The organism is Microbacterium sp. Marseille-Q6965 (genome assembly GCF_946151065.1).
In the GTDB taxonomy this organism is placed as follows: Bacteria; Actinomycetota; Actinomycetes; order Actinomycetales; family Microbacteriaceae; genus Microbacterium.
Genome location: NZ_CAMGZA010000005.1, coordinates 39,258 through 54,028 on the forward strand (window position 1 = coordinate 39,258; position 14,771 = coordinate 54,028).

Sequence of the window (14,771 nt, forward strand, 5' to 3'; positions counted from 1 at the left end):
ACTACGTTACCACGTCCGCCGCCGGTTGCCCGCACCGGGCGCACGCCCGGGCGCGTCACGCCACGCTCACCCCGAACAGCAACCCGAGCAGGTAGGTCACCGCCGCGGCGCCGAAGCCGATGCCGAGCTGGCGCAGGGCGCGCGGGATCGGCGGGGCCCCCGACAGCAGGCCCACGGTGCCGCCGGTCAGCAGCAGCGCGATCCCCACGAGCACGAGCGCGATGACGACGGCGGGCACCCCGGAGAGCCCGAAGATCCAGGGCAGCACGGGGATGATCGCACCCGAGGCGAAGAAGAGGAAGCTCGACCAGGCAGCGTGGAACGCGCCGCCGACGACCTCGTGCACGTCGATCCCGCCGGTGCGCGTGGGCACCGTGCCGGCGCGCGCCGCCGCGATCGCGCGGCGGGCGTGCTCGGCCGCCTCCTCCTCGCTCTGACCGCGGGCACGATAGACGAGCGCGAGCTCGTTGGCGTCGATGTCGAGATCCGGCAGGTACGGGTCGCCGTAGCCGCTGGGCTCCGTCGCGTCGAGCATCTCGCGCTGCGAGCGCACCGAGACGAACTCCCCCGCGCCCATCGACAGCGCCCCGGCGAGCAGGCCGGCGATGCCACTGAAGAGGACGAAGTGCGGCGCCGCGCCCGTCGCCCCGATGCCCATGACGAGGGCGAGGTTGCTGACCAGGCCGTCGTTGGCGCCGAAGACGGCGGCGCGGAACGTGCCCGACAGTCGGCGGCGGCTGCGGGCGGCCAGCCCCCGCACCACCTCGTGGTGGATCTTCTCGTCGGCGCGCATGGCGGGCGTGGCGAACGGATCCTTGTCGTACGGCGATCGTCCCTCGGCCATCTGCGCCAGAGCGAGGGTGAAGACCGAGTCGAACCGCGCCGCCATCCACCCCGTGAAGCGATCCGACAGCCGCGCCCGGGGCAGCTTCGGCGGCATTCCCCCCAGCAGGCGCACCCAGTGCTCCTCGTGACGCTGCTCGGCGCGCTCGAGCTCCAGCAGGATCTCGCGCTCCTCGCCCTCGCGCAGCCGGGCGAGGCGCCGGTAGACGGCCGCCTCCGCCCGCTCGTCGGCGATGTACTGGGCGAACCGGCGCCGGTCGGCGGCGGTAGGTGCGGCAGGGGTTTCGGGTGGGGTATCGCTCACCAGGCAACGCTATCCGCCGCCCCGAGGGCGGCCAGGGCCGGGCGGCCGGATTGCCAGTATTTCGGGGCTCCGAAGCACCCCGCAGCGGGTCAGGAGTGCACGCGGCGGCGGAGCACCTGGATGCGCTTCTGCAGCTGCGCCACGGTGGCCTGCGCCACCGCCGGGCCCCCGCAGGTGCGCCGCAGCTCGGCGTGGATCGCGCCGTGCGGCTGGCCGGTCTGCCTGGCGTAGACCCCGACGAGGCTGTTCAGCAGCTGGCGCTGCTCCTTCAACGTGCGGTGCAACGGCTCCGGCAGGGTCGTCGTCGCCTCGCCGTCCTGCTCGCGCGCCTCGCGCGCCTGTCGATGCTTCGACTGCCGCGCCACGCGCTGCATCAGCAGCTCGTGCACGTGCTCGGGCTCGAGCAGGCCCGGCAGCCCGATGAACTCCTGCTCCTCGTCCGTGCCCGGCACGGCGAGCTGACCGAACTCCTTGCCCTCGAACACGACGCGGTCGAAATGCGCGACCGAGCCGAGTGCCTGGAACGATCCCTCCTCCATGAGCGCGTCCGAGGCCTTGTCCTCGCGCTCGGCCGCTTCCAGCAGCGAGTCGTCGAGGCCGTCGGCGTCCTTGTCGCCCCGGTCGAGCACGTGGTCGCGTTGGCGCTCCATCTCGCCGGCCAGGCCCATGAGCACGGGCACGTGCGGCAGGAACACGCTCGCGGCCTCGCCGCGGCGGCGAGCGCGCACGAAGCGGCCGATCGCCTGGGCGAAGAACAGGGGCGTCGACGACGACGTCGCGTAGACGCCCACGGCCAGACGCGGCACGTCCACGCCTTCCGACACCATGCGCACGGCCACCATCCAGCGGTCATCGCTGGCGCTGAAGCGCTCGATGCGCTGCGAGGCCTCGGCGTCGTCCGAGAGGACGACCGTCGCGCGCTTGCCGGTGATGGAGTGCAGCAGCTTGGCGTAGGCGCGCGCGGCGGTCTGGTCGGTGGCCAGGACGAGCCCGCCGGCGTCGGGCACATGGTGCCGGATCTCGGTGAGACGCGCGTCGGCCGAGCGCAGCACCGCCGACATCCACTCGCCGTTCGGGTCGAGGGCGGTGCGCCACGCCTGGGCGGTGATGTCCTTGATGTTGTCCTGGCCGAGGTGCGCCTCGAGCTCGTCGCCCGCGCGCGTGCGCCACTTCATGTGCCCGGAGTACACGTGGAACAGCACGGGGCGCACAACGCCGTCGGCGAGCGCGCGACCGTAGCCGTACGCGTAGTCGGTGACGGAGGTGCGGCGCCCCTGCTCGTCCGGCGCGTACTCGACGAACGGGATCGGCGCGTCGTCGCTGCGGAACGGCGTTCCGCTCAGCAGCAGGCGCCGCGTCGCGGGCTCGTAGGCCTCGCGGATCGCATCGCCCCAGCTGAGCGCGTCGCCGCCGTGGTGCACCTCGTCGAGGATGACGAGGGTGCGGGCGCGCTCCGTGAGCGCCCGGTGCACGATCGCCTTCGCGGCGACCTGGGCGTAGGTGACGACGACGCCGTGATACTGCCGGGAGGGGGCGGTGTGGCTGTTGCGGAAGGCCGGGTCGAGGCGGATATGCACGCGCGCGGCGGCGTCCGCCCACTGCGTCTTGAGGTGCTCGGTGGGCGCGACGACGATGATCTGGTCGATGACGTCCTCGTGCCGGAGCTTCCGGGCGAGCGTCAGGGCGAACGTCGTCTTTCCGGCGCCGGGGGTGGCGGCGACGAGGAAGTCGCGCTTGCCGGCCGCCTCGTAGGCGTCGAGGGCCTCCTGCTGCCACGCCCTGAGGCTTCCCGCGGTGCCCCAGGGCGCTCTCTGCGGAAAGGACGGTGACAGCACTCATCCACGATAAGCGAGGTGGCCGACGCCGGCCGTCGGCGTAGTCTGCCTGACATGAGCGACGCCCCCTCCGCCCAGGCCCCGTACGACGACAATGTGGGTGCGCACCCGTGGCGCCGCTTCGTCGCAGTGGGTGACTCGTTCACCGAGGGCATCGGAGACCCCGAGCCCGGCTCGCCGGGCGGGCACCGTGGGTGGGCAGACCGCGTCGCGGAGGTGCTCGCTGGCCAGGTGGACGACTTCGCGTACGCGAACCTCGCGGTGCGCGGCAAGCTCATCCGCCAGATCTCCGCGGAGCAGTTGGACCGGGCGGTCGCGCTGCAGCCCGACCTCGTCACCCTGTGTGCCGGCGGGAACGACGTGCTCCGGCCCGGCACGGATCCCGATGAGATCGCCGTGCTGTTCGAGCAGGCGGTGGCGACCCTCAGCGCCACGGGCGCCGCGGTGGTGATCTTCACCGGTTTCGACGTGGGCTGGAACCCGGTCTTCCGCGCGCTGCGGGGCAGGATCGCCATCTACAACGAGAACATGCGGGCCGTCGCCGAGCGCCACGACGCGATCGTCGCGGACCTGTGGGCCCTCAAGGAGATCCAGGACCCGCGCTTCTGGTCCGCCGATCGCCTCCATCTGAACCCGCTGGGGCACCACGAGGTGGCCCGCATGGTGCTGCGCACGCTCAACGTGCCCAACGACCTGCGAGCGATGCGCCCGGACCCCCTGCCGGAGCGCAACTGGCGTGAGGCGCGTCGCGACGACCTCGTGTGGGCGCGCACGCACCTCGTGCCGTGGGTGCTGCGCCGGCTGCGTCACCAGTCCTCGGGCGACCACGTGCTGCCCAAGCGCCCCGAGGCGCTGCCGGTGCGCAGCCGCCCCTCCGCGCCGCGCGGGGACTGAGCGGCGGCGCCCTCAGCGGCGCGCGTGACGCAGCGCCCAGAGGGCGACCGCCGCGGCGGAGGCGACGTTGAGCGAGTCCACGCCACCGGCCATGGGGATCGTCACGGTGGCGTCCGCGGCGGCGAGCGCATGACGCGACAGCCCGTGCCCCTCGGAGCCCATGAGGAGCGCGACGCGCTCGGGCGGGTCGTCGACGAAGTCCTCGAGGGCCACGGCGTCGTCGACGAGCGCGAGGGCCGCGATGCGGAAGCCCGCGTCGTGCAGCAGCGCGGCCGCGCCCGGTTCGCCGTCCCGCTCGCGCCATTCCGGAAGCCGGGTCCACGGCACCTGGAAGACCGTCCCCATGCTCACGCGCACGCTGCGGCGGTAGAGCGGATCGGCGCAGCGCGGCGTCACGAGCACGGCGTCGGCGCCCAGACCGGCGGCCGCGCGGAAGGCGGCGCCGACATTGGTGTGGTCGACGATGTCCTCGAGCACGAGGGCCAGGCGCGCTCCCCGCAGCACGTCGGCGACCGGACGGTCCGCGGGGCGGTGCATCGCCGCCAGCATGCCGCGGTGCACCGCGTAACCGGTCACCGCCTCGGCCACGGCGTCGGGCACCACGTACACGGGCACCTCCGCGCGACCCGACAGGAGCGTCTCGACCTCCGGCAGCCACTTCTCGGCCGTCAGAACGGACCGCGGCTCGTGGCCGGCCGCGAGCGCGCGGGCCAGCACCTTCGACGACTCGGCCATGTAGAGCCCGCCGCGCGGCTCCATCACCCGGCGCAGGGCGACGTCGGTGAGGTCACGATAGTCCGCCAGCCGCTCGTCGGCGGCGTCGTCGATCCGTGCGATCCGCATCCGGTCCTCCCGATCCCTGGGCAACCACCAAAGCCTAGACTTCCGGTGTGACCGCCACCGCCCCGTTCGACGCCGCCACGACCGCACAGGTCGGTCGCGCGATCGACGCGCTCGCGGGGCGGCGGGTCGCGATCCTCACCGGCGCGGGCGTGTCCACCGATTCCGGGATCCCCGACTACCGCGGCGAGGGGGCACCCCGGCGCACCCCCATGACGGCGCAGCAGTTCCTTGCCGACGACGCGGCACGGCGGCGCTACTGGGTGGGGTCGCACCTCGGGTGGCGAGCCTTCTCGGCCGCGCGACCGAACGAGGGGCACGAGGCCATCGCCGCGCTCGAGCACGACGACGTCGCCACCGGCGTGATCACGCAGAACGTCGACGGCCTGCACCTGCGCGCCGGCAGCACCCGCGTGGTCGAGCTGCACGGCACCATGCGTCGTGTGCTCTGCCTGCGGTGCGGGCAGGTCTTCGACCGCCGCGACATCGGTGCCCGGATCGAGGCGGACAACCCGTGGATCACCGTGCCGGAGAACGTGCCGCTCGGCCCCGACGGCGACGTGCTGCCGGAGTCGACCGAGGGCTTCCTCATCCCCGACTGCACGGTGTGCGGGGGCATGCTGAAGCCCGAGGTCGTCTTCTTCGGCGAGTACATCCCGGCGGGCCGCTTCCGTGAGGCCGAGCAGCTCGTCGCCACCGCCGACGCGCTGCTCGTGGCGGGTTCCTCGCTCGTCGTGAACTCGGGTATCCGGCTCGTCGAGCGCGCCCGCCGCCGGCGGCTGCCGGTCGTGATCGTCAACCGCGGCGAGACGAAGGCCGACCGCCGCGCCACGGTGAAGATCGACGCGGGCACCAGCCCCGTGCTCACCCACCTCGCCAGGGCTCTGCCCGCACTGCGCTGAGCCAGCCGCCTGCCGTTACCCTCGGTGGGTGACACTCATCGCCCTCGTGCGCCACGGACAGACCGACTGGAACCTCGAAGGACGCCTGCAGGGCTCCTCGGACATCCCGCTCAACGACACGGGCCGTGCGCAGGCCAGGGCCGCCGCGGAGAGGCTGCGGGGCGGCGGGTATGCGGCGATCGTCGCCAGCCCGCTCTCCCGCGCAGCGGAGACGGCGCGGATCATCGCGACCGAGCTGGGGCTTCCGGCGCCCGAGAGCGTCGCCGCCCTCGCCGAGCGCGGCTACGGCGTGGCGGAGGGTCTTGATGTGCTCGCGGCGCGCGAGCGCTACGGCGACGCCGTGCCCGGCGCCGAGACGCGACCGGTCGTCGCCGAGCGGGCGGCGACCGCGCTGCAGGAACTCGCCAGCCGGCACGGCGAGGCGCGCGTGATCGCGGTCAGCCACGGCGGCGTGATCGGCACGCTGCTGCGCCTCGCGACCGACGGAGCCCTGCCGAACGCGCAGTCGCGGGTGACGAACGCCTCCATCTGGGTCTTCGACGTCACGCCCGAGGCCGTGACGCTCGCTGCCGCCGACGCCGTCGTCTGACGCGGCCCCGGGCGTGCGGTTTGTCAGATCGATGCGCACCGACGCCGACGCATCGCGACACCGCGCGCATCCGATTCCATAACGACTGAGCATCCTGCTCAGGTCGCCCGACCGCAGCCTGTTAGGCTCCTTCGCTATGGCCTCGCTCGATCACGTCGACCTCGAACTCCTCGCGGCTCTCGCCGAGGACCCGCGCGCCACGGTCGTGGCGCTTGCGGAGCGCCTGCACCTCTCGCGCAACACCGTGCAGGCGCGCATGGGCCGGCTGGAGAAGTCGGGCGCCTTCCGGTCGTTCGAGCGCTCGATCTCCACGGCGGCCCTCGGGTTCCCGCTCGAGGCGTTCATCGCCGTGGGCGTGCGGCAGCCGCACCTGCAGAAGATCACCGCCGAGCTGGCGCGGCTTCCCGAGGTCCTTCAGGTGCACGGCCTCAGCGGGCAGACCGACCTGATGACCTTCGTCGCGTGCCGGGACGCGCGCCATCTCTTCGACGTGGACGGCCGCATCCTGGGCATCGAGGGCGTCGAGCGCACCGAGACCTCGCTCGTGATGAGCGAGGCGATCCCGTACCGCGTGAGCGGCCTCATGGAGCTCGCCAAGCGCGACGGCCGCTGAGTCGCGGCGCTACTCGGAGAGGAACCGCCGGATCGCCTCCGCCGCCTCCGCCGGCTTCTCGTAGTGGATGAGGTGGCCGACGTCGGCCAGCTCCACGAGCCGGGCATCCGGGAAGAGCGCGCGCAGCCGCCGCTCCGCCTCGATGGGCGTGATGTCGTCGCGGTCCGCGGCGACGAGCAACGTGGGCTGCGCGATGCGCGGCGCCGACTCCCGCACGTCGTGCGACACGCTCGTCACGAACGCCTCGCGCAGCACATCCCGGTCGGCGAACCCTGAGAAGAAGCGGTCATGCTGGTCATGGATCCAGCGACGCAGCGCCGGGTCGCGCGTCTTGGCCATCGCCAGGCTCATGATCCGCACGATCACGCGGGTGCGCAGCAGCCAGGTGCCGATCCGCTCCGGCAGGCGGGCACCGGCGCCGTAGTAGAGCACCGCGAGACGCGTGAACAGGCCGCGCGGCCCCTCGAGGGCGGGCGCGCCGATCGGATTGATGAGGATCAGGCGGGGCGTCGCGAGCCCGCGGGCCACGGCCGCCGCCGCGACGATGGAGCCGAACGAATGGCCCAGCACGACGGCCCCCGGCGCGGCCGCCGCGGCGAAGGCGGCGGCCCACGCGGCGTACGTCTCGAGGTCGTGCGCACGGTCCGGCAACGGCGGAGAGGCACCGAAACCCGGCAGGTCCGGCATGACGACGCGCACGCCGGGAAGATGCGCCACGACCGGCTCGAGGCCGTGGTGATCGCCGCGGAACCCGTGATAGGCGACGATCGTCGTGTCGGCGTCCTCGGGCCCGTACACCCAGTACGCGGTGGAACCGCCGAGCACCGCCACCTCGCGGCGCTCGACGGGGATGCGGGCGAGGCGATCGGCGTACGGAGAAGCGACGGGCACTCGTCGAGTCTAGGAGCGCCGCACGGTGCCGCGACGCGCCGCCATCGCCGCCCGGGAATGTCGGTGTGCCGCCCTACGGTGTGGGTATGAGCGACCGCTGGCCCGATCCGCCGCCGCTGTTCGACCTGGACGACCCGGACGACCTGGCGGAGCCGGGGGACGCGCCGGCCCTGCCCGAGCCGGCGGCGACGGCCGTCGCCGCCGCCCTGCCCCTCATCGCCGCCGCCACGCGCGCGGCCGCCGCCGAGCCGCGCGCCACCGAGGCCGCGGACGACGCGCCGATGGTGCTCTCGGAGCGGCCGCCACGCCTGCTCCAGCGCGTCGCGGTGTTCGACCTCGAGACGACCGGCGTCGACGTGGAGAACGACCGGATCGTCACCGCCTACGTGGGGCTGCTCGACGACTCCGGAGCCGTCCTGCACGCAGAGTCATGGCTCGCCGACCCCGGTGTCGAGATCCCGGCTGGCGCCACCGCCGTGCACGGCATCACCACGGAACACGCGCGCGCTCAGGGCCGCCCGGCGGCCGAGGTGGTGGGCGAGATCGTCCAGGCGCTGCGCACGATCCTCGCGGGAGGCATCCCCGTCGTCGCGTACAACGCGGCCTTCGACCTGTCGATGCTCAAGCACGAGGCGCGCCGCCATGGCCTCGACCCCCTCGCCGATCCCTCCCCCGTGATCGACCCGCTCGTCATCGACAAGACCGTGGACCGTTACCGCAAGGGCAAGCGCACGCTCGACGTGGTCGCCGCGCACTACGCGGTGGCGCTCGAGGCCGCGCACGAGGCCTCGGCCGACGCGATCGCCGCAGGTCGCGTGGCGCTCGCCATCGCCGAGCGCTACGCCGACGCGCTGCCGCCCACGGTGGAGGAGCTCCACACGCAGCAGATCGCCTGGGCCCGCGCGCAGGCCGAAAGCCTGACGGAGTACTTCGTGCGCATCGGGCGCCTCGACCCCGCCGACGCGCTCGATGGCAGCTGGCCGGTGCGCTGAGCCGACCGGCGTCGGCACCTCGTCGCCGCACCCGCCTCTCCGGGCTACCCTCGGGGCATGAGCCTCGACGAGCTGCTTCGCGTCGGCCTGCTGCTTCTGCCGCTCCTCGGTGCACTCGCCGGTGCGATCTGGGTCGTCGTGGTGATGAACTCCTCGGTCCCGCTCGAGAGGAAGTACGGCCAGTCGTCGTCGGGCGCCGCCCTCTTCAACGAGGCGTTCCACCCCAGCGCGGCGAACGCGCTCAAGACCTGGGAGCAGGACAAGCGGACGATCGTCCCGGCACCGTCGCCCGACAAGGGACCCGGCATCATCGATGTCGACAAGGGCACGATCCGCCTCGACATCGCGGAGACCGCCACACCGAACACGCCCGAGGCAGCCGGGGACCGCGCGCCTCACGCCTCGGATCGCCCGCCCCACACCCGGGGCCACTGAGCGCCCGCACGTGTCCGGATACGACGAAGGCCCCGCCGGAGCGGGGCCTTCGTCGAACGCGGGCTTACTTGGAGCCGAAGCCCTTGAAGCGCTGGTTGAACTTCTCGACGCGACCGGCCGAGTCCATGATGCGCTGCTTGCCCGTGTAGAACGGGTGCGAGGCCGACGAGATCTCGACGTCGATCACCGGGTACTCGACGCCGTCGAGCTCGATCGTCTTGTCGCTGGTCGCGGTCGAGCGCGTCAGGAACGTCTCGCCCGAACCCAGGTCGCGGAACACGACCGCCTTGTACTCGGGGTGGATCTCAGTCTTCATTCGGATGTCCTTGCGGGAGCGATTGATAAAAGGGAAGTCTGTGGGTGCGCGGGCACCAGCGATCAAGTCTAGCAGAGGTCGCGCCGGGAGTCCGCTCAGATGCGGGCGCGGGCGGCGTACCGACCGTTCGCCGAGGCGAGCGCGATCTGCATGCCGAAGGTCGCCGAGAGGTTCTCCGGCGTGAGGGTCTCGCGGATGGGCCCCGCGGCCACCACTGCCCCGTCGCGCATCAGCAGCACATGGGTGAAGCCGACGGGGATCTCCTCGACGTGGTGGGTCACCATGACGATCGCGGGCGTGGAGGGTGAGGCGGCGTATTCCGACAGCAGGGCGAGCAGCACCTCGCGTGAGCCCAGGTCGAGGCTCGCGGTCGGCTCATCCAGCAGGAGCAGCTCGGGATCCGTCATGATCGCACGAGCGATCTGGACCCGCTTGCGCTCGCCGTCGCTGAGCGTGCCGAAGAGACGGTCGGCGAGATGGTCCAGCCGCCAGTCGCGCAGCACACGCAACGCCCGGCGCTCGTCGACGTTCTCGTACTCCTCGTTCCATCGCCCCATCACCGAGTAGGCCGCCGTCATGACGACGTTCAGCACCGTCTCCTCGGCGGGGATCTGACGCGCCAGCGCCGTGGAGGCGAAGCCGATACGCGGGCGCAACTCGAACACGTCGGTGCGGCCCAGCTGCTCGTCGAGGATGCGAACGGTTCCCGAGGTCGGGTGCATCAGCGTGTCGGCCAGCTGGAGCACGGTCGTCTTGCCTGCGCCGTTCGGGCCGAGGATCACCCAGCGCTCGTCGTCGTTCACCGTCCAACTGACGCCGTCCACGATGTTGCGGGATCCGCGACGGACGACGACATCGGCGAACGAGAGCACGGGGTCTGCCATGCGGATCAGCCTACCGATCCCGAGACCGGCGTTCGGTCCGCGCGCGCCGATTCACCCGACGCCGCACCGATATGCTCGACGCTCGTGACCTCGCGCTTCCTCGTCGTCCTCGATGCCGACTCCACGCTCATCCGCAACGAGGTGATCGAGCTGATCGCCGACGAAGCGGGGCGCGGGGCCGAAGTGGCGGCCGCGACCGAGGCGGCCATGCGCGGCGAGGTGGACTTCGCCGCCAGCCTGCGCTCGCGCGTGCGGGAGCTCGCCGGCGTGCCGCTCACGTCATTCGCCCGCGTGCGAGCGCGCATCGAGCCGACGCCCGGCGTGCGGGAGCTGATCGACGGCGTGCACGCGCGCGGCGGGCTGGTGGGCGTCGTCTCCGGCGGATTCCACGAGATCCTCGACGACATCGCCCCCGAGCTGGGCGTGGACGTGTGGCGCGCCAACCGGCTTGCCGCCGACGGCGGCGTGCTGACCGGCGAGGTGGACGGACCGATCGTCGACGCGGCGGGCAAGGCCGCGCAGCTTCAGGCCTGGGCGGCGGAGCACGGCGTGCCGATGAGCCGCACGATCGCCATTGGCGACGGCGCCAACGATCTGCTCATGATCGGCGCCGCCGGCCTGGGCCTCGCCTTCAACGCCAAGCCGACGGTGCGCGCTCAGGCCCCGCTCGTGGTCGGCCCCGTCGACCTGGCCCAGGTGCTGCCGCTGCTGCCCTGAACCGAGACCGAGGGTGTGGCGTCCTCGGCGAGGGCATCGTCGTCCGTGAGCGCGGCCGCGTAGGCGCGGACGGATCGGCGGTAGCGCGGAAGCGTCGGCTCGATCGCCTCGATCGCCACCCGCAGCGCCTCGGCGGATCGTCCCGCGCTGTGCAACGCGAGCGCCAGGAACACCGCGGGCGCCGCCCCGGTGCCGGGATGCGGCTGCGCGGCGCGGAGCATCGCGATGGCCTCCTCCGTGCGGCCGAGGTTCCGCAGCGTCGAGGCGTGCTGCACGGCGAGCTGCGCCGCCCGGGCGGGGTCGATCCGCGCCAGGCCGGCCGCCGTCGCCGCGGCGTACTGGGCCTCGGCAGCGGCCTCCTGGCCCGCCGAGTCGAGCGCACCGCCCAGCTCGAAGGCGCCGAGCGCCGCATGCGGCGCATCATCCGCGAGCACCCGCGCCCGCTCGATCCGATCCTCGTCGCCGAGGTCGTCGGCCCACAACGCCGCGACGCGCTCCTCCCAGTCATCCCGATCCACCGCGCCAGCGTATCGTCGCATCGACGCCCACCACGCCGGACGAGGGGACGCAGATGACGAAGGCACTGCCGCTGCAGGGACGCACGGCTCTGGTGACCGGCGCGAGCCGCGTGCGCGGGATCGGCGCGGCCGTGGCGCGGCGACTCGCGGCGATGGGCGCCGACGTCGCGATCCATCACCACCGCGCCCACGACACCGAGCAGCCCTGGGGTGCGGACGAGCTCGCCGATGTGCTCGCGTCGATCGAGCCGCACCTCGCGCCGGGGGCGCACCTGCTCGACCTGCCGGGCGACCTCGCGGATCCGACCGCGCCGGCCGCACTGGTCGACGCGGCGATCGACGCCCTGGGCGCCCTCGACATCCTCGTGTGCAACCACGCGATCTCGGGCCGGGACGGCACGCTCGCCGAGATCGACGCTGCGGCGCTCGACGCGCACTGGGCCGTCGATGCCCGCGCGGTGCTGCTGCTCACGAAGGCGTTCGCCGCGCGCCACGATCCGTCGCGACCAGGCGGCCGCGTGATCTGGATGACGTCGGGTCAGGCCAAGGGTCCCCTGCGCGGCGAGATCGCCTATGCGACGGCGAAGGCAGCGCTCGCCGGCATGACGATGACGGTCGCCGACGAGCTCGCGCCGCAGGGCATCCTGCTCAACACCGTGAACCCGGGGCCGGTGAACACGGGCTTCCTCGATCCGGGCAACGGGATGGACGACGCGACCCTTGAGTGGCTGCGCGACCGGTTCCCGAGCGGCCGCTTCGGCGACCCCGACGACCCCGCCCGGCTGATCGCGTGGCTCGCGAGCGACGACGGCCGGTGGATCGTCGGGCAGATCATCGACAGCGAGGGTGGCTTCCGCCGCTCCTGAGCCGAGAGCCTGGCGCTCGTCGCCGGGGGCGCGAAGCGCCGGAGCGTGCGGGCGCTCCGCCGCCCGCCCCGCGGCGCGAAGCGCCGCCGACGAAAACTAGTGCCCCATCCCCAGACCGCCGTCGACGGGGATGACGGCGCCCGAGATGTAGGCGGCCTCGTCGGAGGCGAGCCACGCGACGACTCCGGCGACTTCCTCCGCCGACCCGTAGCGGCCCGCGGGGATCTGCTTCTTGTACGCCGCCTGGGTGCTCTCGTCGAGCTCGGCCGTCATGTCGCTCTCGATGAAACCGGGGGCGACGACGTTCGCCGTGATGCCGCGCCCGCCCAGCTCACGGGTGATCGCGCGGGCGAAGCCGACCAGGCCCGCCTTCGAGGCCGAGTAGTTGGCCTGGCCCGCCACGCCGTACAGTCCGGACACGCTGGAGATGAGAATGATGCGTCCCCGACGCGCCTTGATCATGCTCTTGATGGTGCGCTTGACGGTGCGGAACGCGCCTCCCAGGTTCGTGCCGACCACCGCATCGAAGTCCTCATCGCTCATGCGCATCAGCAGCGTGTCGCGCGTGATGCCGGCGTTCGCGACGACCGTCGTCACGGGACCGAGCTGAGCCTCCACCTCGGCGATCGCGGCGTCCAGCGAGGCGCCGTCGTTCACGTCGGCATGCACCGTGAGCGCACCCTCGGGACCCTCGCCGCTGCGGGCGGTCACGGCCACGCGGTGGCCGTCGCGCACGAAGCGCTCGGCGATGGCGCGGCCGATGCCGCGGTTGCCGCCGGTGACGAGGACGACGTTCTCGGTGCTCACGGATATGCCTCCTGGCTGGGATTCGAGGGGGTTCCAGCCTACGGCCAGGCGCCTTCACCCCCGCGCGCGCGTACGCTGGATGCATCGTGAAGCGCGCGTCGAGGGCCCAGTCTGCGACGTCCCTGGAGATGGCTCCGGAGGACGACGAGAACCTGCGCATCCGCAACTACCTGCTCACGATGGCCGTCCGGCTCGCGTGCGTCATCCTGAGCGCGGTCGTCGTCCCCTACGGCTGGCACACCGCCGTCTTCGCCGTCGGTGCGATCTTCCTGCCCTACATCGCCGTCGTGATCGCGAACGCCGCCTCGGCCCGCGCCGTGACGGGCGTCGTGAACCCCGAGCAGGTGCAGCTGGAGTCGGCCGCGCCGCCCGCCGCCGACGACTCCCCCACGGTGATCCGGATCGCCGAGACACCGCGACCCGCTCCCCGCCCGGAGGACGAGTCGTCGTGATCGGTCTCGACCCGGGCGAGCCCACGTGCTCGCGCGCCGGCTGCCGCGCGGCGGCCGCGTGGAGCATCCGCTGGCGCAACCCGAAGATCCACGCCCCCGAGCGGCGCAAGGTGTGGCTCGCGTGCGACGAGCACGTCGCCTACCTGCGGGATTTCCTCGGCTCGCGGGGGTTCCCGCTCGAGGTGGTCGAGGGGATCTCGTCGTGAAGAGCAGCTCCCCCGCCGTCCGCTGGACGGTCTACGCCGTCGTCGCCGCGCTCTTCGCCGTGGTGTGCGGGATCCTCTCGCACTGGCAGTTCTCCCGCAACGAGGAGCGCGCGGCGATGATCGCGCTCGTCGAGGCGAACTATGACGCCGAGCCGGTACCGGTCGAGCAGCTCATCGACGGAGTCGACGGCTTCGACGCCGCCGACGAGTGGCGCCCCGTCGTGCTGCGGGGCGAGTACCTGACGGACGAGCAGCTGATCGTGCGCAACCGCGCGCAGGGCGGCACCGCCGCGTTCGAGGTGCTCGTGCCGCTGCGCCTCGACGATGGCCGCATCTTCGTCGTCGACCGCGGCTGGGTGCCGCCGGGCGACGAGTCCGAGCCCGAGTTCGTCCCCGCCGCGCCCGGGGGTGAGGTCACGGTGATCGCTCGGCTGCGACCGGGCGAACCGCTGCCCAGCTCCGGACGGACCGCCCCCGAGGGTCAGCTGCCCACGCTGCACCTGCCGTCGGTCGCCGCGGCCGCGGGCGAGGAGACGATCACCGCCGCCTACGGGATCATGGTGTCGGAGGACCCGGCGCCGACCGACCGACCCGGCGAGCTCACGCCACCCACGGAGGATCCGGGGCCGCACCTGTCGTACGCGATCCAGTGGATCCTGTTCGCCGTCATGGGGTTCGGCTTCATCGGCTACATCATCCGCACCGAGATCGCTGCGAAGCGTGAGGAGGCCCTCGATCCGGACGAGGACGAGGACGACGAGCTGCCTCCGACGGCCCGCGCCCACCGCCCCGCGCGGGCGAAGCGCCGCGACCGCGACGCCGAGGAGGAGGACGCGCTGCTCGACGCGTAGCGTCGCGGGGCCGCGA

The 14,771-nt window shown here is 72.8% G+C and carries 19 protein-coding genes; 11 read left to right on the top strand and 8 right to left on the bottom strand.

Features of this window, described 5'->3' with window-relative positions; all coding sequences use genetic code 11:
• Positions 1-55: 55 nt before the first annotated feature.
• On the bottom strand, positions 56-1,147 hold the full coding sequence (locus tag N8N77_RS12450; protein WP_261167195.1) for a VIT1/CCC1 transporter family protein: 1,092 nt from the start codon (positions 1,145-1,147) through the stop codon (positions 56-58).
• An 89-nt stretch (positions 1,148-1,236) separates the two neighbouring features.
• On the bottom strand, positions 1,237-2,982 hold the full coding sequence (locus N8N77_RS12455) for a DEAD/DEAH box helicase (protein WP_261167196.1): 1,746 nt from the start codon (positions 2,980-2,982) through the stop codon (positions 1,237-1,239).
• A gap of 54 nt (positions 2,983-3,036) precedes the next feature.
• On the opposite strand from N8N77_RS12455, the gene N8N77_RS12460 reads away from it, so the two are divergent.
• The gene (locus N8N77_RS12460; RefSeq protein ID WP_261167197.1) at positions 3,037-3,876 is read left to right on the top strand and encodes an SGNH/GDSL hydrolase family protein; all 840 of its coding nucleotides are present in this window, start codon (positions 3,037-3,039) and stop codon (positions 3,874-3,876) included.
• A gap of 12 nt (positions 3,877-3,888) precedes the next feature.
• Here N8N77_RS12460 and N8N77_RS12465 read toward each other — a convergent pair whose 3' ends face one another.
• The gene (locus tag N8N77_RS12465) at positions 3,889-4,719 is read right to left on the bottom strand and encodes an RNA methyltransferase (RefSeq protein WP_261167352.1); all 831 of its coding nucleotides are present in this window, start codon (positions 4,717-4,719) and stop codon (positions 3,889-3,891) included.
• Between the two features lie 47 nt (positions 4,720-4,766).
• Between N8N77_RS12465 and N8N77_RS12470 the strand changes: the two genes are divergently transcribed.
• From N8N77_RS12470 to N8N77_RS12480, 3 genes are all read left to right on the top strand, one after another.
• Positions 4,767-5,618, top strand: a complete 852-nt coding sequence (locus tag N8N77_RS12470; protein WP_261167198.1) for a Sir2 family NAD-dependent protein deacetylase — start codon at positions 4,767-4,769, stop codon at positions 5,616-5,618.
• Between the two features lie 28 nt (positions 5,619-5,646).
• A complete protein-coding gene (locus N8N77_RS12475; protein ID WP_261167199.1) occupies positions 5,647-6,207 on the top strand; it encodes a histidine phosphatase family protein in 561 nt (186 codons plus the stop codon).
• Between the two features lie 136 nt (positions 6,208-6,343).
• Positions 6,344-6,820, top strand: a complete 477-nt coding sequence (locus N8N77_RS12480; RefSeq protein ID WP_261167200.1) for an Lrp/AsnC family transcriptional regulator — start codon at positions 6,344-6,346, stop codon at positions 6,818-6,820.
• A gap of 9 nt (positions 6,821-6,829) precedes the next feature.
• Here the strand turns inward: N8N77_RS12480 and N8N77_RS12485 are convergent, their stop codons facing one another.
• Positions 6,830-7,711, bottom strand: coding sequence for an alpha/beta fold hydrolase (locus N8N77_RS12485; protein WP_261167201.1), 882 nt, complete (start codon positions 7,709-7,711; stop codon positions 6,830-6,832).
• Between the two features lie 281 nt (positions 7,712-7,992).
• Here N8N77_RS12485 and N8N77_RS12490 point away from each other — a divergent pair, with 281 nt between their 5' ends.
• Together N8N77_RS12490 and N8N77_RS12495 are read left to right on the top strand one after the other, a co-directional pair.
• Complete coding sequence (locus N8N77_RS12490; protein WP_261167353.1) at positions 7,993-8,703, top strand: 3'-5' exonuclease; 711 nt, start codon at positions 7,993-7,995, stop codon at positions 8,701-8,703.
• A gap of 57 nt (positions 8,704-8,760) precedes the next feature.
• Complete coding sequence (locus N8N77_RS12495) at positions 8,761-9,138, top strand: hypothetical protein (RefSeq protein WP_261167202.1); 378 nt, start codon at positions 8,761-8,763, stop codon at positions 9,136-9,138.
• 64 nt (positions 9,139-9,202) lie between these two features.
• On the opposite strand, the gene N8N77_RS12500 is transcribed toward N8N77_RS12495, so the two are convergent.
• The gene (locus N8N77_RS12500; RefSeq protein WP_261167203.1) at positions 9,203-9,454 is read right to left on the bottom strand and encodes a type B 50S ribosomal protein L31; all 252 of its coding nucleotides are present in this window, start codon (positions 9,452-9,454) and stop codon (positions 9,203-9,205) included.
• Positions 9,455-9,549: 95 nt separating this feature from the next.
• Positions 9,550-10,338, bottom strand: a complete 789-nt coding sequence (locus tag N8N77_RS12505; protein ID WP_261167204.1) for an ABC transporter ATP-binding protein — start codon at positions 10,336-10,338, stop codon at positions 9,550-9,552.
• Between the two features lie 84 nt (positions 10,339-10,422).
• Here N8N77_RS12505 and serB point away from each other — a divergent pair, with 84 nt between their 5' ends.
• Complete coding sequence (serB, locus tag N8N77_RS12510) at positions 10,423-11,055, top strand: phosphoserine phosphatase SerB (RefSeq protein WP_261167205.1); 633 nt, start codon at positions 10,423-10,425, stop codon at positions 11,053-11,055.
• Here serB and N8N77_RS12515 read toward each other — a convergent pair.
• Positions 10,995-11,573 carry a tetratricopeptide repeat protein gene (locus tag N8N77_RS12515; RefSeq protein ID WP_261167206.1) on the bottom strand — a complete coding sequence of 193 codons (579 nt, stop codon included), beginning with the start codon at positions 11,571-11,573 and terminating at the stop codon, positions 10,995-10,997. The genes serB and N8N77_RS12515 overlap by 61 nt on opposite strands.
• Positions 11,574-11,626: 53 nt before the next feature.
• On the opposite strand from N8N77_RS12515, the gene N8N77_RS12520 reads away from it, so the two are divergent.
• Complete coding sequence (locus tag N8N77_RS12520) at positions 11,627-12,439, top strand: SDR family oxidoreductase (protein WP_261167207.1); 813 nt, start codon at positions 11,627-11,629, stop codon at positions 12,437-12,439.
• 96 nt (positions 12,440-12,535) lie between these two features.
• On the opposite strand, the gene fabG is transcribed toward N8N77_RS12520, so the two are convergent.
• On the bottom strand, positions 12,536-13,246 hold the full coding sequence (fabG, locus tag N8N77_RS12525) for a 3-oxoacyl-ACP reductase FabG (RefSeq protein WP_261167208.1): 711 nt from the start codon (positions 13,244-13,246) through the stop codon (positions 12,536-12,538).
• A gap of 128 nt (positions 13,247-13,374) precedes the next feature.
• Here fabG and N8N77_RS12530 point away from each other — a divergent pair, with 128 nt between their 5' ends.
• The 3 genes from N8N77_RS12530 to N8N77_RS12540 are packed head-to-tail and all read left to right on the top strand — an operon-like array spanning position 13,375 to position 14,755.
• Positions 13,375-13,698 (top strand): DUF3099 domain-containing protein, encoded by a 324-nt coding sequence (locus N8N77_RS12530; protein WP_261167209.1) that lies wholly within the window; start codon positions 13,375-13,377, stop codon positions 13,696-13,698.
• Positions 13,695-13,904, top strand: a complete 210-nt coding sequence (locus N8N77_RS12535) for a hypothetical protein (protein ID WP_261167210.1) — start codon at positions 13,695-13,697, stop codon at positions 13,902-13,904. Before N8N77_RS12530 ends, N8N77_RS12535 begins: the two co-directional genes overlap by 4 nt.
• The gene (locus tag N8N77_RS12540; protein ID WP_261167211.1) at positions 13,901-14,755 is read left to right on the top strand and encodes an SURF1 family protein; all 855 of its coding nucleotides are present in this window, start codon (positions 13,901-13,903) and stop codon (positions 14,753-14,755) included. Before N8N77_RS12535 ends, N8N77_RS12540 begins: the two co-directional genes overlap by 4 nt.
• Positions 14,756-14,771 lie beyond the last annotated feature (16 nt).

Excerpts from the sequence above, each read along its gene's own strand:
- N8N77_RS12460 (WP_261167197.1), top strand. The coding sequence starts at position 3,037 with ATGAGCGACGCCCCCTCCGCCCAGGCCCCGTACGACGACAATGTGGGT.
- N8N77_RS12465 (WP_261167352.1), bottom strand. The coding sequence starts at position 4,719 with ATGCGGATCGCACGGATCGACGACGCCGCCGACGAGCGGCTGGCGGAC.
- N8N77_RS12480 (WP_261167200.1), top strand. The coding sequence starts at position 6,344 with ATGGCCTCGCTCGATCACGTCGACCTCGAACTCCTCGCGGCTCTCGCC.
- N8N77_RS12490 (WP_261167353.1), top strand. The coding sequence starts at position 7,993 with ATGGTGCTCTCGGAGCGGCCGCCACGCCTGCTCCAGCGCGTCGCGGTG.
- N8N77_RS12495 (WP_261167202.1), top strand. The coding sequence starts at position 8,761 with ATGAGCCTCGACGAGCTGCTTCGCGTCGGCCTGCTGCTTCTGCCGCTC.
- N8N77_RS12500 (WP_261167203.1), bottom strand. The coding sequence starts at position 9,454 with ATGAAGACTGAGATCCACCCCGAGTACAAGGCGGTCGTGTTCCGCGAC.
- N8N77_RS12505 (WP_261167204.1), bottom strand. The coding sequence starts at position 10,338 with ATGGCAGACCCCGTGCTCTCGTTCGCCGATGTCGTCGTCCGTCGCGGA.
- N8N77_RS12520 (WP_261167207.1), top strand. The coding sequence starts at position 11,627 with ATGACGAAGGCACTGCCGCTGCAGGGACGCACGGCTCTGGTGACCGGC.
- N8N77_RS12530 (WP_261167209.1), top strand. The coding sequence starts at position 13,375 with ATGGCTCCGGAGGACGACGAGAACCTGCGCATCCGCAACTACCTGCTC.